The sequence below is a fragment of the Nakamurella alba genome, assembly GCF_009707545.1.
Taxonomy (GTDB): domain Bacteria; phylum Actinomycetota; class Actinomycetes; order Mycobacteriales; family Nakamurellaceae; genus Nakamurella; species Nakamurella alba.
Map to the genome: position 1 here is coordinate 96804 of NZ_WLYK01000009.1, position 20214 is coordinate 117017.

General features: G+C 70.7%; 19 protein-coding genes. 10 read left to right on the top strand and 9 right to left on the bottom strand.

All coding sequences use genetic code 11. The features are described 5' to 3' along the window. Positions 1–18: 18 nt before the first annotated feature. The 8 genes from GIS00_RS20510 to GIS00_RS20545 all read left to right on the top strand — a co-directional run bounded on the left by GIS00_RS20510 (position 19) and on the right by GIS00_RS20545 (position 7449). Complete coding sequence (locus tag GIS00_RS20510) at positions 19–771, top strand: enoyl-CoA hydratase/isomerase family protein (protein ID WP_154770339.1); 753 nt, start codon at positions 19–21, stop codon at positions 769–771. A 50-nt stretch (positions 772–821) separates the two neighbouring features. Further along, positions 822–1940 carry a DNA alkylation repair protein gene (locus tag GIS00_RS20515; RefSeq protein WP_154770340.1) on the top strand — a complete coding sequence of 373 codons (1119 nt, stop codon included), beginning with the start codon at positions 822–824 and terminating at the stop codon, positions 1938–1940. 187 nt (positions 1941–2127) lie between these two features. After that, positions 2128–3960, top strand: coding sequence for a DEAD/DEAH box helicase (locus GIS00_RS20520; protein WP_154770341.1), 1833 nt, complete (start codon positions 2128–2130; stop codon positions 3958–3960). A 177-nt stretch (positions 3961–4137) separates the two neighbouring features. Next, positions 4138–4761, top strand: a complete 624-nt coding sequence (locus GIS00_RS20525; RefSeq protein WP_154770342.1) for an AIM24 family protein — start codon at positions 4138–4140, stop codon at positions 4759–4761. Continuing rightward, positions 4758–5408, top strand: coding sequence for an AIM24 family protein (locus tag GIS00_RS20530; protein WP_154770570.1), 651 nt, complete (start codon positions 4758–4760; stop codon positions 5406–5408). Before GIS00_RS20525 ends, GIS00_RS20530 begins: the two co-directional genes overlap by 4 nt. Then, a complete protein-coding gene (locus GIS00_RS20535; protein ID WP_154770343.1) occupies positions 5408–6079 on the top strand; it encodes an AIM24 family protein in 672 nt (223 codons plus the stop codon). The genes GIS00_RS20530 and GIS00_RS20535 overlap by 1 nt, the downstream gene beginning before the upstream one ends. Positions 6080–6134: 55 nt before the next feature. Continuing rightward, entirely contained in the window at positions 6135–6854 is a 720-nt protein-coding gene (locus GIS00_RS20540) for a hypothetical protein (protein WP_154770344.1), read from the top strand. Positions 6855–6993: 139 nt separating this feature from the next. Further along, a complete protein-coding gene (locus GIS00_RS20545; RefSeq protein ID WP_154770345.1) occupies positions 6994–7449 on the top strand; it encodes a tellurite resistance TerB family protein in 456 nt (151 codons plus the stop codon). 77 nt (positions 7450–7526) lie between these two features. On the opposite strand, the gene GIS00_RS20550 is transcribed toward GIS00_RS20545, so the two are convergent. From GIS00_RS20550 to GIS00_RS20560, 3 genes are all read right to left on the bottom strand, one after another. Continuing rightward, positions 7527–8600, bottom strand: a complete 1074-nt coding sequence (locus GIS00_RS20550; RefSeq protein ID WP_322098211.1) for an Rv2578c family radical SAM protein — start codon at positions 8598–8600, stop codon at positions 7527–7529. Between the two features lie 45 nt (positions 8601–8645). After that, positions 8646–9437, bottom strand: coding sequence for a hypothetical protein (locus GIS00_RS20555; RefSeq protein WP_154770347.1), 792 nt, complete (start codon positions 9435–9437; stop codon positions 8646–8648). A 115-nt stretch (positions 9438–9552) separates the two neighbouring features. Continuing rightward, positions 9553–10779 (bottom strand): aminotransferase-like domain-containing protein, encoded by a 1227-nt coding sequence (locus GIS00_RS20560; protein WP_154770348.1) that lies wholly within the window; start codon positions 10777–10779, stop codon positions 9553–9555. Positions 10780–10856: 77 nt separating this feature from the next. On the opposite strand from GIS00_RS20560, the gene GIS00_RS20565 reads away from it, so the two are divergent. Both GIS00_RS20565 and GIS00_RS20570 read left to right on the top strand, forming a co-directional pair. Further along, a complete protein-coding gene (locus tag GIS00_RS20565; protein ID WP_322098212.1) occupies positions 10857–11675 on the top strand; it encodes a lysophospholipid acyltransferase family protein in 819 nt (272 codons plus the stop codon). A gap of 28 nt (positions 11676–11703) precedes the next feature. Further along, entirely contained in the window at positions 11704–13113 is a 1410-nt protein-coding gene (locus tag GIS00_RS20570; RefSeq protein WP_154770349.1) for an aminotransferase-like domain-containing protein, read from the top strand. A gap of 34 nt (positions 13114–13147) precedes the next feature. Here the strand turns inward: GIS00_RS20570 and GIS00_RS20575 are convergent, their stop codons facing one another. The 6 genes from GIS00_RS20575 to GIS00_RS20600 form a co-directional block, all read right to left on the bottom strand. Beyond that, the gene (locus GIS00_RS20575; protein WP_154770350.1) at positions 13148–14116 is read right to left on the bottom strand and encodes an electron transfer flavoprotein subunit alpha/FixB family protein; all 969 of its coding nucleotides are present in this window, start codon (positions 14114–14116) and stop codon (positions 13148–13150) included. A gap of 45 nt (positions 14117–14161) precedes the next feature. Continuing rightward, complete coding sequence (locus tag GIS00_RS20580) at positions 14162–14944, bottom strand: electron transfer flavoprotein subunit beta/FixA family protein (protein WP_154770351.1); 783 nt, start codon at positions 14942–14944, stop codon at positions 14162–14164. A 97-nt stretch (positions 14945–15041) separates the two neighbouring features. Continuing rightward, complete coding sequence (locus GIS00_RS20585) at positions 15042–15827, bottom strand: enoyl-CoA hydratase (RefSeq protein ID WP_154770352.1); 786 nt, start codon at positions 15825–15827, stop codon at positions 15042–15044. Next, complete coding sequence (locus GIS00_RS20590; protein ID WP_154770353.1) at positions 15827–16936, bottom strand: enoyl-CoA hydratase/isomerase family protein; 1110 nt, start codon at positions 16934–16936, stop codon at positions 15827–15829. Before GIS00_RS20590 ends, GIS00_RS20585 begins: the two co-directional genes overlap by 1 nt. Further along, positions 16933–18072 carry an acyl-CoA dehydrogenase family protein gene (locus GIS00_RS20595; RefSeq protein ID WP_154770354.1) on the bottom strand — a complete coding sequence of 380 codons (1140 nt, stop codon included), beginning with the start codon at positions 18070–18072 and terminating at the stop codon, positions 16933–16935. The genes GIS00_RS20590 and GIS00_RS20595 overlap by 4 nt, the downstream gene beginning before the upstream one ends. Positions 18073–18709: 637 nt before the next feature. Beyond that, positions 18710–20185, bottom strand: a complete 1476-nt coding sequence (locus tag GIS00_RS20600; protein WP_154770572.1) for an aldehyde dehydrogenase family protein — start codon at positions 20183–20185, stop codon at positions 18710–18712. Positions 20186–20214 lie beyond the last annotated feature (29 nt).

A 20214-nucleotide genomic window follows, 5' to 3' on the forward strand; every position in this document is an offset into this window, starting at 1 on the left:
ACGGACGAAGGAGCCCGCATGCCGGCCGTCGAGCTGACGATCGAGAACCGAGTCGCGCACATCCGGTTGAACCGGCCGGAGGCGTCGAACGCCATCAGCATCGAGTTGGCGCACGACCTCGGGGCGGCGGTGGTGGAGGTGGCCGCGTCGGACGCCCGGGCGGTACTGCTGACCGCGGCGGGGGCACGGTTCTGCGCGGGTGGCGACCTGGGCGCGATGGTGGCCGCCGACGACCAGGCCGCGTTCGTCCACGAGCTGGCGGTGGCCGCGGACCGGTCGCTGCTGGCGCTGGAGGCGTTGCCGGTTCCGGTGATCGCGGCGGTGCACGGATCCGTCGCCGGGGCGGGTCTGGCCGTGATGCTCAGCTGCGACCTGATCCTGGCCGCCCGGTCCACCAAGTTCCTGTCCGCCTACTCCCAGGTCGGGCTGACCCCGGACTGCGGTCTGTCCTACCTGCTCCCCCGCTCCGTCGGGCAGACCCGGGCGCTCGAACTGCTGCTCACCGACCGGCGGCTCACCGCCGAGGAGGCACACGCCTGGGGCATGGTCACCACCGTCGTCGAGGACGACGACCTGACCGCCACCGCCATCGCCCTCGCCGCGAAGCTCACCGGCGGGGTGACCGGTGCGCTGGCCTCCGCCAAGGACCTCATCCGCGCCCGAGCAGACGTCCCCCGCGCCGACATGGGCCTGCTGGAGGCCACCACCATCTCCCGCGCGGTCACCGATGCCGAGGCGCAGCAGCGGATCTCGGCCTTCTTCTCCCGCTGAACCCGACCTCGTCCGCCGGCACTGTCGGTGACGACGGGTAGGACTGTCCCATGCCCTTCGCCGACGAACTCCTCGGTGCGCCCGCCGCACGGTCGCTGCTGGCCGCTGTCCGGAAGGCCCGGCCGCGTCGCCGGCTGCAGGCACTCACGGCGGCGGTCACGGGTCTGGACGGATTGACCCTGCGCGCCCGGTGCGACCTGCTGACCGCGGCATTGCTGGACGACATCCCCGGTGACGACGAGGATCTGGGTGAGGTGGTACGCCGACTGCTCGCCGATCCGGCGTTCACCGGGTGGGCCACCTGGCCGGTCGGCGAGGCCGTCACCGCCCGGGCACTGGAACAGTTGACCACCGACGCGATCGACCGGGCGCTCGACCTGCTGCCCGCACTGACCCCGCTGCTCTCCTCCGAGTTCGCGATCCGCCCGCTGATGATCGCCGACCTGCCGCGGGTGATCGCGGCCGCGGTGCGCTGGACCGCCGATCCCGACCCGGCCGTCCGCCGACTCGCGAGCGAGGGCACCCGTCCGTACCTGCCATGGGCCCGGCGGGTACCTGCCCTCGACCTCGATCCGGCGGTGACCGTGCCGATCCTCGATGCCCTGTACCGCGATCCGGACGAGGTGGTGCGCCGGTCCGTCGCCAACCATCTCAACGATCTGTCCCGGCAGCACCCGGAACTGGTGGTGGCCACGGCGGCGGGCTGGGCGGCGGCACCGGATGTACACACACCCCGGGTCGTCCGCCACGCGCTGCGCACCCTGGTCAAACGCGGGCATCCCGATGCACTGGCGCTGCTCGGCTTCGGCGCCGGCGGAACGGTGGTGGTGACGGGGCCGGTGCTCAGGGCCGGGCACGTGCAGGACGGCGGCGAGATCGCCTTCACCGGATCAATTCTCAATCCCGGCGCGGAGTCCGTGCGGGTCGCGGTCGACTACGTGCTGCACTTCCGCAAGGCCTCCGGCCGCACCGCGCCGAAGGTCTTCAAGATCACCACCGCGACACTGGCGCCCGGTGAGCAGCTGGATCTGGCCCGCACCTTCTCCTTCCGCCCGATCACCACCCGCCGCTACCACCCCGGCGAGCACGCGCTCGAGCTCCAGGTCAACGGTGTCGCTTCCGGTCGGGTGGCGTTCGTCTACATCGGCCAGGGAACCGGCGCGGTCTGATCAGCGGGTGACCGGGCCCACCCTTCCGGGCACGGCGACATCCCAGTATCTGGGCTACACTGAATCGATTCCTGGAGTGCGTCGCGCTGCTCTCGTCATCGGATGTTTCGATCTTTCGGGGGATTGCGACTGTTCCGGCACCGACCTGGTGCCGGCGCCCGCTCCCACCGAACCACGAACGGTTGCAATGTCTGTCCTGCTCGACCCTGCCCTGACGACCCCTGAGAACGACCGGATCGAAGCCCCTGCGGTTCCGGCCGGCCCCACCTTCGCCGAGCTGGGCCTGCCGGCCCCGCTGCTGCGCGCGGTCACCGACCTCGGCTTCGTCACCCCCTCCGCCATCCAGGAGAAGGCCATCCCGGCCCTGCTGGACGGCCGCGACATCACCGGTGTCGCGCAGACCGGCACCGGCAAGACCGCCGCGTTCGGCCTGCCGCTGCTCGCCGCCATCGACCCATCGCTGGGCCGCGTGCAGGCGGTCGTGCTGACCCCGACCCGCGAGCTGGCGATCCAGGTCTCCGAGGCCATCACCACTTTCGCCGCGCAGCTCCCCCGCATCACCGTCGTCCCGATCTACGGCGGCGCCAGCTTCCTGCCGCAGCGGGCCGCCCTCAAGGCCGGCGCGCAGGTCGTCGTCGGCACCCCCGGCCGGATCATCGACCACCTGGAGCGCGGCACGCTGGACATCACCGGCCTGCGCTTCCTGGTCCTGGACGAGGCCGACGAGATGCTCCGCATGGGCTTCGCCGAGGACGTCGACAAGATCCTCGAGTCCGCCCCGAACCAGCGGCAGACCGCACTGTTCTCCGCGACCATGCCGCCGGCCATCCGCGCCGTCGCCGGCAAGCACCTGGTGGATCCGGTCGACATCACCGTCGCCCGGCAGTCCTCCACCGTCACCAGCGTCAAGCAGACCTACGCCGTCGTGCCGTTCCGCGACAAGGTCGACGCGCTGACCCGGGTCATCCAGACCTCCGACGGCGACGCCACCATCGTCTTCGTCCGCACCAAGGAGGCCTGCGACCAGGTCGGCACCGAGCTGGTCGCCCGCGGCATCGGTGCGGCCGCCATCAACGGCGACGTCCCGCAGAAGGAGCGCGAGCGGATCATCGACCGGCTGCGCACCGGCAAGCTGGACGTGCTGGTCGCCACCGATGTCGCCGCCCGCGGCCTGGACGTCGACCGGATCGACCTGGTCGTCAATTTCGACGCACCGGGCGAGGTCGAGGCCTACGTGCACCGCATCGGCCGCACCGGCCGGGCGGGCCGCACCGGCATCGCGCTGACCTTCTTCACCCCGCGGGAGATCGGCCGGCTGCGGCTGATCGAGAAGACCACCCGTACCACCATGGAGCAGATCGACCTGCCCTCGCAGGACGACGTGTGGGCGCACGGCGGCAACGCCGTGCTGCGCCAGGTCCAGGACTGGGCCGGCGGCTCCCGCAAGGGCACCTACCGCGGTGCGGTCAACGCCTTCCTGGGCGAGACCGGCATGAGCGCAGAGGATCTCGCCGCCACCCTGCTGGCCCTGGCCGCCGGCGACGACGGCAGCTGGGTGCCGCCGGTCAAGGAACAGCGCCCCGAGCGTCGCCCCCGCTTCGACGAGGAGCCGGCGCAGCGCGGCGGCAACCGTCCCGACCGCCCGCGTCGTCGTGACGCGGCCGGCCCGCGCTACCGCGTCGCCGTCGGCCGCCGCCACGGGGTCCGCCCGGCCGGCATCGTCGGCGCCATCACCGCCGAGGGCGGGCTGTCCGGCAGTGATCTCGGCCGGATCGACATCTTCGACGACCACTCGATCGTCGAGATCGGCGGGCACATCAGCCGCGAGGCGTTCGGCCGGATCTCCCGCGCCACGGTGAGCGGTCAGGCGCTGCAGATCAAGCTGGAGCGTGACGGCGGGCCGTCGCACGCCCCGCGTGGTTCCGGGCCGGCCCGGGACCGCGACCGCGGCCCGCGTCGTCCGGGCGACGACCGCGGCGGCGAGCGCCGCTACGGCAACCGCGAGTACCGCGGCCGCTGACCCGCGCGGCCGGCGACGGCCGCTCGAGAACTGAACAGCACCACCCCGGAGATCGTCCGGATCCACACGGATCCGGACGATCTTCGCGATTCACCCACCTGGCGCGGGCCCGCTTTGCGATAGTGCTCCTCGATCGGCAATCGCCGGTCACCCCCGCGAAGTGCCGGAGGGACCGCCATGCCGCAGTTCGTGGCCAACGGCAAGAGGATCGTCGACGTCCACCTGCAGGGCGACTCGTTCCGCGCCCGGGCCGGATCGATGGTCGCCTACCAGGGCACCGTCGCCTTCAAGCGTGCCCCCATCGGCGGCGGGGAAGGGATCCGCGGTGCGATGAAGCGCGGCCTGGCCGGTGAAGGGCTGGAGCTGATGGAATGCACCGGGCACGGCGTCGTCCACCTGGCCGTCGACGCCGCCTACGTCGAGATCGTGCAGCTGACCGGGGACAAGCTCATGGTCGAGTCGTCCTCGCTACTGGCCTACGACACCCACCTGACCACCGGGATCGCCTTCCACGGCCTGCGCGGTCTGTCCGGCGGGCAGGGCGTGGCCACCACGACCATCAGCGGAGCGGGCACCATCGCCCTGCTGTCCTTCGGCGGACCGCTGGTGGCGCTGCAGGTCTCGCCGCAGCACCCGCTCACCGTCGATCCGGACGCCTACGTCGGACACCTCGGCAACCTGCAGCAGACCTTCGTCACGGACATCAGCTGGCGGATGATGATCGGCCAGGGCAGCGGCGAGGCCTTCTCGCTCCACTTCACCGGTACCGGAGTCGTGTGGATCCAGCCGGAGGAGCGCTGATGTTCGACCCGGTGAACTCCAAGGTGGTCCGCGGCGAGCTCGGGCCGGGCAAGGATGCCGTCGCCCGCCGCGGCGCGATGATCGCCTACCAGGGCGACGTGCTCTTCTCGCCGATCTTCCTGGGCGGCAACATGTCCGGCTTCGTCGGCCGACAGGTGAGCGGCGAGGACCAGGCGATGATGAAGGCCTCCGGCCGTGGGTCGATCTGGTACGGCTTCGGCGGCATGGACACCACGGTGCTGCGGCTCTCCGGCGAGTCGCTGACCACCGAATCGTCGCGGATCCTCTGCCACGAGCCGTCGCTGCACGCGTCGGTCGTCTCCGCCGCGCAGGCCGGCGGTGGCGGGGGCCTCCGCGGTGCCGCCCGGGGCGTGGTCTCCGGTCAGGGCTTCATGACCACCCAACTCACCGGGCACGGCATGGTGGTACTGCTGAGTCACGGCGGCACCATCGAGATCCCGGTCCAGGGCGGCGGTGTCACCGTCGACCCACAGGCCTACATCGCGCACCGCGGTCAGCTGCACCTGAAGCTGCAGGCGAAGGTCGGCTGGCGGGAGGCAGTCGGCCGCGGCAGCGGCGAGGCCATGCAGCTCGAGGTCACCGGTCACGGCAGCGTTCTCGTCCAGGCATCGGAGAAGAAGTTCTGATGGTCGCCACTCCCCTCGATCCGTCGACCCTCCCGTCGAACGACAACATCACGTCGTACTGCTACTGCATCGAGAACTCCGGCGAGTACTTCCTGCAGAAGGGCGCGATGCTCGCCTACTACGGGCAGATGCGCTTCGAGAACCTGATGTCGTCCTCGGTCCCCAACATGGTGGCCAGGCAGTTCGGTTCGCCCACCGGGATGAACGAGTGGGTGCTCGCCCGCGGGCACGGGAAGCTCCTGCTGGGCCGCGGCGGGCTGGAGTTGAACTCGTACACCCTGGAGGACGGCAACCTGACGGTCCGGGCGAGGAACCTGCTCGGGTTCGACCCGACGTTGGAGCTGAAGCAGTCGATCATCCCGGGCTACCTGAACCTGATCGGGTCCGGCACGTTCGTCGCCGGGTCGAACGGCCCGGTGATGTTCGCCGAGCCGCCGATCCGGGTCGACCCGCAGGCGCTGCTGGGCTGGTCGGACACCCCGACGCCGTGCGTGCACTTCGACACGAACTGGATGACCGGCCTGGTCAGCGGTGCGCAGGCGTTCTTCGGGCGGCGCAGCGGCGAGGAGGAGCAGTACGACTTCACCGGCTCCGGCACGGTGCTGATCCAGTCGTCGGAGATCGTCTCGTTCGCCGAGGAGATGGCCATCCAGCAGACCCTGCGGCGCTGAGGGATCTCCTCCGTTCCGGCCCGGGACCACCCGTCCGGCGGATACGGTCCGCTGCATGGCACGGACTTCCGGTGGATGGACGCGAGGCGCTGCGGCGATCGGCGCGATGACGGTGATCGGGCTGCTGGCCGGCTGCACCTCGGGCGGCAGCAGCGCACGGTCGACGGTGACGACCACGGTGGAGCAGACCCGGACGACCGCGGTCACGGTCACCGTCACCACCTCTTCGTCGATCCGCACCCCGCCGCCGCCGAGCACCACGCCGACAGTCGGACCGGGCACCGAACTGGGCGCCCAGGACGCCGACATGCAGTACGGTGCAGCGGTTCTCAACCCACTGCAGCCGTGCGAGGTACTCGACCCGGATGCCGGCGACCTGGTCGACCTGCCGCTGGAGCCGAGCGATTCCACCCCGAACAGCTGCGTCGCCTTCGACGACGGCAAGGGTTTCGGCGTGAAGGTGGAGGTCGGCGACATGGCCGATGCGATCGACACGGTCAAGCGGTGCTTCTACGCCGACGACGACCAGGACCAGTGCGACCTGCCGGACATCATCGACGACTACGACGCCCGCACCTTCGTCCGCGACGGCGTCACGGTGATCACCGAGGACGTGATCAACGGTGACGACGGGTACCTCGGCGCGAACGTGGCCGCGGCGAAGAACGCCTGGGTGCAGATCACCGTGCACTTCGACGGCGGGCTGACCCCGGTGACCGACAAGATCCGGATGCAGCTGGTCGATCAGGTGATCGCACACTCGAAGGGCGCATGAGACCGGTGCACGGCCGGGGAGCTTGATGGGAGTCCTCGGGGAAACCGGGGTACGGGAACCCGGCGCCGGGTACGGTCCGTTGGCAGAGCGGTGCCGGGTGTCCGGCACCTGAGGTGAGTACGCGTCGGGAAGGACCGTCATGTCGTTCTGGAACCAGCTGAAGTCCAAGACCCAGGAGATGAACAGCTCCCTCAAGACGAAGGCGGGCCAGTTCAAGAACAAAGAGTTCGCCGCCGGCTCGATGGCGATGTGCGCGCTGATCGCCGCCGCCGACGGCTCGATCGACCCGCAGGAGCGGCAGAAGACCGCCGCGCTGATCATGAGCAACGACGTGCTGTCGATCTTCCCGCCGGCCGAGCTGCAGCAGAAGTTCGACTTCTACTGCAGCAAGCTGGCCAGCGACTACGACTTCGGCAAGGTGGAGGCCATCGCCACCATCGGCAAGCTGAAGTCGAAGGCCGACCAGGCCCGCGCCGTGATCCAGATCGGCATCATCATCGGAGGCGCCGATGGCAACTTCGACGAGCACGAGCGTCGCGCTGTCAAGGAGGCCTGCTTCGCGGTGAACATCAACCCCGCGGAGTTCGATCTCTGAGGGTTCAGATGTCAGAGGGGTGCGGTGTCCTGTCGACACCGCACCCCTTCGTCGTTCCACCGAGCAGCATCGGACGGTCAGAACAGCGCCTGCTGCTCGGCCGGGGCCCGGTGATCCGGGGACCCGGAGGGTGTGGTGCCGGGCATCGCACCCTCCGGGAAGGACTCCCCCTCCGCGCCCGGCACGCCGCGTAGCGCGTCGTCGCCGGACCTGGTGATGCCCACCCGGCGGCGGGCGCGCCGGACCCGTTCGGCCAGCTCGGCCCGGTAGCCGGCGTCCGCGTTTGCACCGCGCCGGTAGAGCCCCTCGTAGGCCGGCACCAGCTCCGGGTGCTGCTCGGCGAGCCAGCGCAGGAACCACTCCCGCGCCCCGGGACGCAGGTGCAGCGCGAACCCGGTGACGCCGGTCGCGCCGGCCTCCTTGAGATCGGCCATCACCTCGGTGATCTGCTGCTCGGAATCCGTCAGGTACGGCAGCAGCGGCGCGACCAGCACCCCGCACGGCAGCCCGGCATCGGTGATCCGGCGGACCAACTGCAGCCGGGCCGTCGGCGACGGCGTCCCCGGCTCGAGCAGCTGCTGCAGCTCCTTGTCGACCAACGCCAGTGACACCCCGATCCCCACCGGCACTCTCGTGGCGGCTTCGGCCAGCAGCGGTAGGTCGCGGCTGAGCACGGTGCCCTTGGTGAGGATCGAGAACGGCGTCCGGTGGGCGACCAGCGTCTCGATGATCCCGGGCATGAGCGCATAGCGTCCCTCCGCCCGCTGGTACGGATCGGTGTTGGTGCCCATCGCGACCTGCTCCCGCCGCCAGGACGGAGCCGCCAGCTGCTTGCCCAGCACCTGCGCGATGTTCGTCTTGACGACGATCTCGGTGTCGAAGTCGTGTCCGGCATCGAACTCCAGGTAGGTGTGCGTGTTCCGGGCGAAGCAGTAGACGCAGGCGTGGGTGCAGCCGCGGTACGGGTTCACCGTCCAGGAGAACGGCATCGGACCGCGGATCCGGTTCAGCACGCTGCGGGCCACCACCTCGTGGAAGGTGACGCCGGCGAACTCCGGCGTCCGCACCGAGCGGACCAACCCGCCGAGCCGGCCCAGGCCGGGCAACGCCGACGGATCCTCACCGAGCAGACTCTGCCGTTCCCACCGCACCCGGACATTCGAACACATGTCCAGGCGCGGTGTCGAGCGGTGCGGTCAGCAGGTGACCTGGACCTGGAAGTAGTAGTCGACCTGGTTGCCGTTGTAGTTGGTCATCTGGATGTAGATGTACTTGTCGTCGACGTAGGCGGACACGTTGTACGCGTAGTAGTACGAGCTGACGATCGGGGTGCAACCGTTGAGCGACCGGTTGGCCTGGACGACGTAGTAGCCGGTCGAGCCGTGCGAGTAGGGCGAGAGTGTGCCGTTGCCGTTGAACAGGTTGCCGGCCGTGGTGAAGGTCCCGTAGATCTGCGGGGCGTAGTAGCCGGTGACGTCGACCGTCACGTCGGTGGTGCCCGCATAGTTCTTGATCGCCAGGTTCTTCCCGGCGGCGGGGTTCACCGCGAGCGTGACGCCGCTGCCGTTCGACGTCCCGGAGTACTGGACCAGGCTCGCGCCCGGTTCGGACTGGCCGGTGGGCCAGGCCCGGAGCCAGCCGGTGCCGGCCGGGTCCACCGCGGTGATCACCGCGGCGATCGCAGTGGTGCCGACCGGGATCCCGCAGCCGCCCGACTTCCCGCCCTGCGGCGCGAAACCCGTAGTGCCGCTGGCGTAGTAGGTCCGGGAGACCTGCGATCCGAACGGGGTGCCACCCCCGATCCGGGTGTCGACGATCCGGCACGGGGCGATCGGGGTGAGCACCGCCCCCTGCTGCGTCGCGGTGGCCAGCGTGGCTGCCGGCGGTGGAGGCGGTGGCGCGTCGTCGGCGGAGGCGCCGGTCCCCGCCACCCACGCCCCGGCCAGCAGGGCCAGCGCGGCAACACCGATCACGGACAGACGGTTCATGGTGACTCCTGGTGGCAGGAGAGGGATCTCACGTCCCTCGGGGCACCTGGGAGCATGGCACCGGCGACCAGCGCGGTCGAGCCGCCGAAAGAGGTCCGGCACACCCCGTTCGGGTTCAGCCGGCGTGCGCCCGGGCCAGCCGGGCCACCGCCTCGTCCAGCCGGTCCTCCGGCACCGAGGCGAAGCAGAAGCGGGCGCTGTCGCGGTTGCCGCCGGTGGTGGAGAAGGCCGGGCCGGGCACGAACGCCACTCCCTCGGCGAGCGCCCGCTGCAGCAGCGGCGTGGTGTCGGTGCCGTCGGTGAACCGGGCCCAGGCGAACATGCCGCCGGCCGGGGAGTTGACCTCGACCGCGTCACCGAAGGTCTGTTGCAGGGCCGTCACGAGGTGCCCGGCGCGGCCCGCGTACAGCCGGCGCACGCCGGCGACATGCACGGCCAGTCGGTCGGTCTCGGCAGCGGCCCGGTGCAGCATCAACTGCGCCAGCGTGGAGGTGTGCAGGTCGGTCGCCTGCTTGGCCTTCGCGGCCGCGGCCAGCACCTCGACCGGCCCGGTCATCCAACCGACCCGCAGTCCGGGTGCCAGAATCTTGGAGAAGGTGCCGAGCCGGACCACCCGGTCGGTGTACGCCGCGATCGGCGCCGGCGCCGACCCGTCGAAGGAGAGCTCGCGGTAGGCGTCGTCCTCGACCACCAGGAACCCGAACTCGTCGGCCAGCGCCGCCACGTGCCGGCGTCGGTCGTCGGCGAGCGTGCTGCCGGCCGGGTTGTGGAAGGTCGGCGTCAGATAGACGAACTTGGGGCGCAGACCGGCACGCAGCGCCTGCTCGAGCAGATCGGTGCGCATGCCGGCGGCGTCCTGCGGGATCGCCGCCAGCCGGACGTCGGCCAGCGCGAAGGACTGCAGCGCGCCGACGTACGCGGGGTCCTCCACCACCACGTCGTCACCCGGGTCGAGCAGCACCTTGCCGAGCAGGTCCAGTGCCTGCTGCGAACCGGTGTTGACGATCACCTCGTCCGGACCGACATATCGTCCCCGCCATGCGGTCTCCCACTGCGCGATGACCGCTCGCAGACCCTGGTGACCCTCGGTGGTCGAGTACTGCAGGGCGCCGGGGGCGGTCATCACCTCGGCGGCGGTGTCCGCCAGCCAGCGGGCCGGCATGGCCGACTCGTCGGGGAGACCACCTGCCAGCGAGAGGATCTCGGGGCGGGAGGTGACAGCGAGCAGGTCCCGGATGGCCGAGGACTGCAGGTCGGAGATCCGGCGGCTGAGAAGGTCGCCCACTCCACGAGCGGGTAGCGCTGCCACGGTGAGCGCAGTAGCGCTATCCGTTGCTGTCATGTTCGACGATAGCACTTCGGTCGGGTCCGACTCGACCGGATTTCGGTGTTGGATGAGGTGTGAGCCTGCGATCGACCGTGACCTCTGCCCGATCACGAGTGACCGGCGCGGCGGCCCGGGTGCTGACCCGGGACGACCGCCTCTACCGCGGCGTCGTGGCGTTCGTCCGGTTCCTCTTCCGGCTGCTGCGCCTCCGCTTCGACATGCGGGACGCGGACCGCATCCCGGCCTCCGGCGGGGCGGTGCTGTGCTGCAACCACATCGGGTTCATGGACTTCACCTTCGTCGGCCTGGCCGCCACCCGGCACCGCCGACTGGTCCGGTTCATGTGCCGGCAGGGCGTGTTCACCAACAAGCTCACCGGCCCGCTGATGCGCGGCATGCGGCACATCCCGGTCGACCGCACGAACGGCACCGCAGCCGCGCGTACCGCACTGGACCTCCTGGCCCGGGGCGAACTGGTCGGCATCTTCCCGGAGGGGACCATCTCCCGGTCCTGGACGCTGAAGCCGTTCCGGCAGGGGGCCGCGGTGCTCGCCGTCGCCCGGCAGGTCCCGCTGGTCCCGATCATCATCTGGGGCGGCCACCGCATGATCACCGTCGACGGGCACCGCAGCCTGCGCCCGCGCCTGCCGGTGAGCATCCGGGTCGGCGAACCCATCGAGCCGACGGAGCAATGGGCACAGGTCCGCGGCCGGGCCCGCACCGCGCTGGTGGTCGAGGTGGAGGCGGAGCTCCGGGCCCGCATGCAGGAGCTGCTGGACCGCACCCAGCGGGAGTACCCGGAACGGCCCCGGAACGAGAAGGACCGGTGGTGGCAGCCGCGACACCTGGGCGGTTCGGCGCCGACACCGGAGGAGGCTGCGGTGATCGACGCGGAGCGCATGCTGGACTGAGTGCGATCGACCGCTATCGTCTGTGCACATGGTGACCAGTAGCGCTGCCCGGGTGCGGGCCGATCTGCTGCCACTGCTCGGATCGCTGGGGCCGGGCGGCCGGTTGCCCGCCTCGCGCGCGTTGGTGGCGAAGCTCGGGGTCAGCGCCACCACGGTGCAGCAGGCGCTGGCCGCCCTGGTCGCCGAGGGGCTGGTGGAGACCCGGCCGGGGGCGGGCACCTTCGTCGCCGCCCGCCCTGACGCTGCGGAGCACGAACGGCCCGACACCGGTTGGCAGGACGTGACCCTCAGCGCCAGCCTGGTGCAGACGGCCGGCCTGGACGAGATGCTCCGCTCCCCCACCGGCGACGGGATCCTGCCGATGGCAGTGGGTTTCGTCGCCACCGAGCTGCAGGCCGATCTCCGGCTGCCGGCGGCGCTGGCCCGGGCCGCGCGACGCCCGGGCGGCTGGCTGCGGCCGCCGGTGGCCGGCATCCCGCAGTTGCGGTCCTGGTTCGCCGGACAGCTCGGCGCCGAGGCCGAGGACGTCATCATCACCCCGGGCGGTCAGGCGGCGCTGTCAACGGTGATCCGGGCGGTGGTGCCGGCCGGCGAGTCGATGCTCTTCGCGACGCCCAGCTATCCCGGGGCGCTGGCCGTGGCCCGGAGCCACGGGCTGGTGCCGGTCCCGGTGCCGGAGGACGAGGACGGCGTCCGGCCCGATCTGCTGGAACGCGCCGCCGCCCGCACCCGGGCCCGACTGGTGTACCTGCAGCCGACGTTCGGCAACCCGACCGGCACCGGCCTGGCCCACCACCGGCGGGCGGAGATCCTCGACATCGCCCACCGGCACGGCATGTTCGTGGTGGAGGACGACTGGGCGCGTTGGCTCGGCCACGGCGCCCCGGTCCCGCCGCCGCTGTACGCGGACGACCGGCACGGTCATGTCATCACGGTGAACTCGCTGACCAAGGTCGTCGCGCCCAGCCTGCGGGTCGGGGCGATCACCGCGCGCGGTCAGGTGGCGGCGCGGATCGCGGCGCTGCGGATGGTCGACGACCTGTTCGTCTCCGGCCCGCTGCAGGAAGCGGCCGTGGAGGTGGTGACCGCTCCGGGTTGGGCGGTCTACTGCCGCCGGCTGTCCCGGCTGCTCGGTGCCCGGGCCGCGGCACTGTCCTCCGAGCTGCGTGCGCAGCTGCCGGAGTTGCCGTTCCGGCCACCGAAGGGCGGCACGTCGCTCTGGCTCGGGCTACCCACCGGTGTCGACGACGCCGCTGTGGCCCGGCGAGCCCTGGCACACGGGGTCACCGTGACCGCCGGGCGGCATCACCTGGCCGGGGACCAGCCCGAGACCTGGCTCCGGCTCTCGTATTCCGGGCTGCCGGAGGCCGACTACCCGGAGGCGGTACGACGACTGGCCCGCGCCGTCGCCGATGTCTCGGCGGGCGCGGGCCAGTGAGTCCTGCTGTGGTGCCGTACTGCTGACCGGAGTGTCAGCCCTTGCGGGCGGTGACCGCTTCGGTGAGCTGCGGGGCGACGGTGAACAGGTCGCCCACGATGCCGTAGTCGGCGATCTCGAAGATCGGTGCGTCGGCGTCCTTGTTGACCGCGACGATCGTCTTGGAGGTCTGCATCCCGGCCCGGTGCTGGATCGCACCCGAGATCCCGAGCGCGATGTACAGCTGCGGGGAGACGGTGGTGCCGGTCTGCCCGACCTGGAACTGCGGCGGGTAGTAGCCCGAGTCCACGGCGGCCCGGGACGCGCCGACCGCGCCGCCGAGCGAGTCGGCGAGCTGCTCGACCACGGTGAACTTCTCCGCAGCACCGACGCCGCGGCCGCCGGACACCACGACCTTGGCCCCGGCCAGCTCCGGACGATCCCCGGCCGGCTCCAGGTGCACCGACTTCACGGTGGTCACCGCGGCGCTGTCGGCAGCCTCCAGCGCGGTGACCTCCGGGGTCCCCGCCGCATCAGCGGTGTGCTGGATCGCGCCGCCGCGGATCGAGATCACCGGCACCCCACGGGTCACCGCGTACTTCACCGTGTAACCACCACCGAACACCGACTGGGTGGCCACCACCTTGTCGCCGTCCAGCGCCACGTCCACCGCATCGGCCAGCACACCGGAGTTCAACCGCACCGCCAACCGGCCGGCGATCTCCCGACCGTCGAACGTCGCCGCCACCAGCACCGCCGCCGGACCGTCGACCACCGCGACAGCAGCATTCAACGCCGCCACCTCCGGGGTCACCACCGACGACCCGGCCGACTCCGACTCCACCGCCAGCACCTTCGTGGCGCCTGCGGCACCGAGGGCCTCGGCCAGACCGGCCGCGGTCCCCGGCGCACCGACGACCACCGCCACCGGGGACCCGATCTGCGCGGCCGCGGCCAGCAGCTCGCCGGTCACCTTGCGCAGCGCACCGTCCTGGTGCTCCACCAGCACAACAACATCAGCCATGATCAACTCTTCCTCGAGGAATCTTCGCGTCGGAAAACTGGGTGGTCAGACGAGCCGCTGCGCGACCAGGAACTCGGAGATCTTCTCGCCACCGGTGCCGTCATCGGTGACCTTCTCCCCCGCCGCCTTCGGCGGCCGCGGCGCACCCTCGACCACCTGCGTCGCCGCACCCGCGGTGCCCAGGATCGAGGCGTCCACACCGTCCAGCTCGCCGGCGGTCAGCGTGGTCACCGGCTTCTTCTTCGCGGCCATGATGCCCTTGAAGTTCGGGTACCGCGGCTCACCGATCTTCTCGTGCACCGAGATCACCACCGGCAACGGAGCGGACACCTCCGCAAAGCCACCCTCGATCACCCGCTCCGCGGTGACGGTGTCACCGTCCACCGACACCGTCCGCGCCGAGGTCACCGACGGCCAGCCCAGCCGCTCCGCGACCATCGCCGCGATCGACGCGGTCCGGCCGTCCGTGGCCTCGTTACCGGTGATCACCACCTGCGGGGAGATCGACGCCAGCGCTGCTGCAAGAACAGCGGAGGTGGCCACCGCATCCGAGCCCGCGAGCGCGGGATCCGAGACGTGCACGGCCTTCTCGGCACCCATCGCCAGCGCCTTGCGCAGCGCGTCGGTCGCACCGTCCGGGCCCATCGTCACCACAGTGACGCTGCCGCCGTGCTTCTCGGCCAGCTGCAGACCCAACTCCACGCCCTTGGCGTCGATCTCGTCGATCACCGCGTCCGACGCGGCACGGTCCAGCAGCCACGTCGACTCGTCGAGCTTGCGCTCGCCGTAGGTGTCCGGGACCTGCTTGACCAGAACAGCGATGTCCATGTCGTCCTTCTCTCGTTCTTCGTTCTTCGACTACAGGGTGGTGCCGGGTCGTGCGCCCGGCCGGGTGCTCGATGGCGGCCGAAGGCCGGGGTGGAACTCAGTGGTGACCGAAGGCCGGGGTGCGCTTCTCCACGAAGGCTCCCATACCTTCCTTCTGGTCCGCTGTGGCGAAGGTCGAGTGGAACAGCCGCCGCTCGAACCGGATGCCCTCGGCCAGTGTGCTCTCGTAGGAGCGGTTGACGGCCTCCTTGGCCATTGCGACGATCGGCGCGCTGAAGCCGGCGATGGTCGCGGCCACCTTCAGCGCCTCGTCGAGCAGCTCGGCGGCCGGGATGATCCGCGACACCAGACCGCTCCGCTCGGCCTCCTCGGCCTTCATGGTGCGGCCGGTGAGGCACATCTCCATCGCCTTGGCCTTGCCGACCGCGCGGGTGAGTCGCTGCGAACCGCCGATGCCGGGGATGACGCCGAGCCGGATCTCCGGCTGCCCGAAACTCGCGGTGTCGGCGGCGAGCAGGATGTCGCACAGCATCGCGAGCTCGCAGCCGCCGCCGAGGGCGTGGCCGGCGACCGCGGCGATCAGCGGGGTGCGCAGGTCGGCGAGCCGGTCCCAGTCGCGGAACAGGTCGTCGACATAGACCTGCGGGAAGCCCTGCGGCTGCATCTCCTTGATGTCGGCGCCGGCCGCGAAGGCCCGCTCCGAGCCGGTGATGACGATCGCGCCGATCTCCGGGTCGCGGTCGAAAGCCGTTGCGGCCTCGACGACCTCGAGCATCAGCTGGCGGTTCAGCGCGTTCAGCGCCTTCGGCCGGTGCAGGGTGATCAGGCCGACGCGCGGGGCGCTCTCCGGCCGGTCCACCAGGATGGTCTCGTACTCGCTCATCACTTCTCCAGCATGTCGGTCGGGACGGGCGGTGCATCGGGGAACGGGAGCTCGGTGGCCGGCGGGGCGAACCACGCGTCCACGTTCCCGACCTCCGCCAGCGTCGCCGGGGTCCACTGCGGATTGCGGTCCTTGTCGACGACCTGCGCCCGGATGCCCTCGGCCAGGTCGGGGGTGTCGAGAGCGTGGGAGCAGAGCCCGAACTCGAGGTTCAGTGCCTGCTCCAGGGTGCCGCCGGCGGCCCGCATGGCGCGGATCGCCCGGAGGGTGACGGTGACCGAGGTCGGGCTGACCCGGGAGATCGCGGTGGCCGCCTTCGCGGCCGCCGGTTCGGGTGCGTCCTGCAGGGCGGCGACGATGTCCACGGCGGTGGGCGCCGAGTAGCAGCGGTCGATCCACTCCCGCTCGGCCAGCAGCTCCGACTCCGGGGCCGGCTCGACGAACTCGGCCAGCGCCGCGGGAATGCCGTGGGTGGTGGCCTTCTCGATCAGGTCGGGCAGCTTGTCCGACGGCACGAAGTGATCGGCGAAGCCGAGCGCGATGGCGTCGCCGGCGGTCATGCGGCCGCCGGTGAGCCCGACGTGCAGGCCGAGCTGGCCCGGGGTCCGGCCCAGCAGGTAGGTGCCGCCGACGTCCGGGATCAGGCCGATGCCGGTCTCCGGCATACCGACCATCGACCGCTCGGTGACCACCCGGTGCGAGGCGTGGCCGGCCAGGCCGACACCGCCGCCCATCACGATGCCGTCCATCAGGGTCAGCACCGGCTTGGGGAACCGGGCCACCGCCGCGTCGACGTGGTACTCGTCACGCCAGTAGTCGATGGCGCCACGGCCGCCGCTCTTCGCGTCGGAGTAGATAGCCTTGACGTCGCCACCTGCGCAGAAGCCGCGCTCGCCGGCACCGTCGATGATCAGGAACCGGACCTCGGGATCCTCGGCCCACTCGGCCAGCACCGGCTCCACCAGCTTGACCATGCGGTGGTCGAAGGCGTTGATCTGCCGCGGGCGGTTCAGCGTGATCCGACCGACGCCGCGGTCCACCCGGAACAGCACCGGGTCTTCCTCGACGATGGTGCTGACCTGGGCGGACTCCGTGCCCGGGGCGCTCATCGGGCACCGACCAGGGATCGGGAGATCACCAGCTGCATGATTTCGTTGGTCCCTTCCAGGATCTGGTGCACGCGCAGGTCACGCATGATCTTCTCGATGCCGTACTCCGCAAGATAGCCGTAACCTCCGTGCAACTGGAGTGCGGCGTTCGCCACTTCGAAGCCCGAGTCGGTGGCGAACTTCTTGGCCATCGCGCAGAGCTCGATGGTGTTCGGGGCGGCGTCGTCGATGGCCGAGGCGGCCTGCCAGAGCAGCAGCCGCGCCGCAGCGAGCTTGGTGGCCATGTCGGCGAGGTCGAACTGCAGCGCCTGGAACTGGTCCAGCCGCTTGCCGAACGCGGTGCGCTCGGACATGTAGGTCAGGGTGCGCTCGAGGGCGGACTGGGCGCCGCCGAGCGAGCTCGCGCCGATGTTCACCCGGCCGCCGTTCAGCCCGCTCATCGCGATCCGGAAGCCCTGGCCGACCTCGCCGAGCACGTTGCCCACCGGGACGCGGGCACCCTCGAAGATGACCTGGCGGGTGGGCTGGGCGTTCCAGCCCATCTTGATCTCGTTGGGGCCGAAGGACAGTCCAGGGGTGTCCTTCTCCACCACGAACGCGGTGATGCCCTTCGCGCCGTCGTTGCTGGTCCGGGCCATGACGACATAGACGCCGCTGGCGCCGGCACCGCTGATGAACTGCTTCACACCGTCGAGGACGTAGTGGTCGCCGTCCAGGGTGGCCTTCGTGCTCAGCGCAGCGGCGTCGGACCCGGCGCCGGGCTCGGTGAGGCAGTAGGAGCCGAGCACCTCCATCGAGGTCAGACCCGGCAGGTGCTTGGTGCGCAGGTCCTCGGAGCCGTACTTGTCGATCATCCACGCGGCCATGTTGTGGATCGAGATGTAGCTCGCCAGGCTGGGACAGCCGGTGGCCAGCGCCTCGATGATCAGCGCGGCGTCCAGCCGGGTGAGTCCCGATCCGCCGACGTCCTCGCGGACGTACATGCCGCCCATGCCCAGCTCGCCGGCCTTGCGCAGCACGTCGATCGGGAAGTGCTTGGTGCGGTCCCACTCGACCGCGTTCGGGGCGAGGAACTCGTCGGAGAACTGGCGGGCCAGTTCCGAGAGCGCCCGTTGGTCGTCGGACAGCTCGAACATTGCCCACCTCCGTTGGTGTACGGACCGGGATCACCGGCCGCGATTACTCGGTCATCCTACTATCGGATCTCCCAGCGGGGCGGGGCAAGCCTTCTGCGACTGTCATCACAAGCTCGGATTCCGGGAACTCCTGTGACGGCGTCACGGATCTCGGTCTGCCGGGCCGTTGCGGCGTGCGCGGGTGCGGGCGCGGCCCCGATGCCCCGCACGTCAGGACACGGTGTCGTTGTTCCGGGTGGGGCAGGAGTCGACGAGTTCGTAGGCGCAGTCGAAGTTGATCATCGCGACAGGCGGGGCGGCCACCGCGCACGTCGGGAAACGGTGTCGTTGTTCCGGGTGGGGCAGGAGTCGACGAGTTCGTACGCGCAGGCGAAGTTGATCATCGCGTCAGGGCGGGGCGGCCATGCGGGGGGTCCTGCACGTCGGAAACAGCGACTTTGTTCCGCGTGGGACAGGAGTCGCCGAGTTCGTACGCGCAGGCGAAGTTGATCATCGCGACAGGCGGGGCGGGCGGGCGGCAGGGGGCGGGGGCGGGAAGAGCAACAGGCACGCGGGCCGGGTGGCCCGCGTGCCTGTTGCGATCATGGTCCCGCGCGACCGGGTCAGGGTCGGCGGGAAAGGGGTTCAGCCCAGTGGGTCAGCCCAGCTTGACGTTGATCTGCTTGGTCTGGGTGAAGCCCTCGATGGCGCCCTCGATGGAGAACTCGCGGCCGATGCCGCTCTCCTTGTAGCCGCCGTAGGCCTGGCCGATGACCTGGCCGCCGCCCTGGTTGACCTGCACCCAGCCGGACTCGATGCGCTGCGCGGTATCGAGCGCGGCGGTCAGGTTCTGCGACCAGACATAGGCGGCGAGACCGTAGTGCGAGTCGTTGGCCATCGCGATGACCTCCTCGCGATCGCTCCACGGGATGGCGACGAGCACCGGCCCGAAGATCTCCTCGCGGGCGATCCGCCAGTCGTTCTCGACCCCGGCGAAGATGGTCGGGCCCTGGTAAAAGCCGTCGAGGCCGGCCGGGATGTCGGCGGACTTGTCCAGCGCCAGCTTCACGCCGGCCTGGCTGCGGCCGTCGTTGATGTACTCCATCACCGAGTTGTACTGCTTCTCGTTGATGATGGCACCCATGTCGGAGGCCTCGTCCAGCGGATCGCCGACGACCAGCTGGTCGACGCGGCGGGACACCTTCTCGATCACCTCGTCGTAGACGTCGCGGTGCAGGAACAGCCGGGAGCCGGCGGTGCAGGACTGGCCCTGGCGGGTGAACCGCATGCCGAGCAGGATGCCCTCGACGGTGGCGTCGATCCGGTCCGGGGTGACGGCGTCCGGGAACACGATCGTCGGGGACTTGCCGCCCAGCTCCAGCGACATGTGCGCCAGCCGGGACCCGGTGGACTCGGCGACGTGCCGGCCGACCGAGGTCGAGCCGGTGAAGGAGACCTTGTCCACGTCCGGGTGCTGGATCAGTGCCTCGCCGACCACGGATCCCTTGCCCGTCACCACGTTCAGCACGCCGGCCGGTAGGAACTGGTTGGCGATCTCGACCATGCGCAGGATGGTCAGCGGCGCGTCCTCGGCCGGCTTGAGCACGACGGTGTTGCCGGCGGCGAGCGCCGCGGGCACCTTCATGCCGGCGATCATCAGCGGCGAGTTCCACGGCAGGATGCCGGCCACCACACCCAGCGGCTCGCGCCGGGTGTACTGCAGCTGGTCGTTGCCGGCGGGCAGCACGACACCCTTGAACTCACCGGCCACGCCACCGAAGTAGCGGAACAGGTTGACCAGGGTCTGCGACTCCGGGCGGGCCTGGGTGCGCAGCGCGTTGCCGGTGTCCATGGCGGTGAGCTGGGCCAGCTCCTCCGCGGCGTCGGCGAGCGCGTCGGCGATCTTCAGCAGCGCCACCTGGCGGTCCTTGAAGTGCAGGTCGCGCCAGCCCGGGAAGGCCTTGCGGGCCGAGGCGACGGCGCGGTCCACGTCCTCCTTGGTGCCCGAGGGCACCCGGCCGAGCGGCTTGCTGCGGCGGCCCGGGTTCTGCACCTCGGTCCAGGCACCGCCCAGGGCGGCCACCGGTTCGCCGTCGATCACCATCGGGTGGTCGGCGGTCAGTGCATCGAGCATCGCGGTCATGCTGTCCTCCAAGGTCTTTC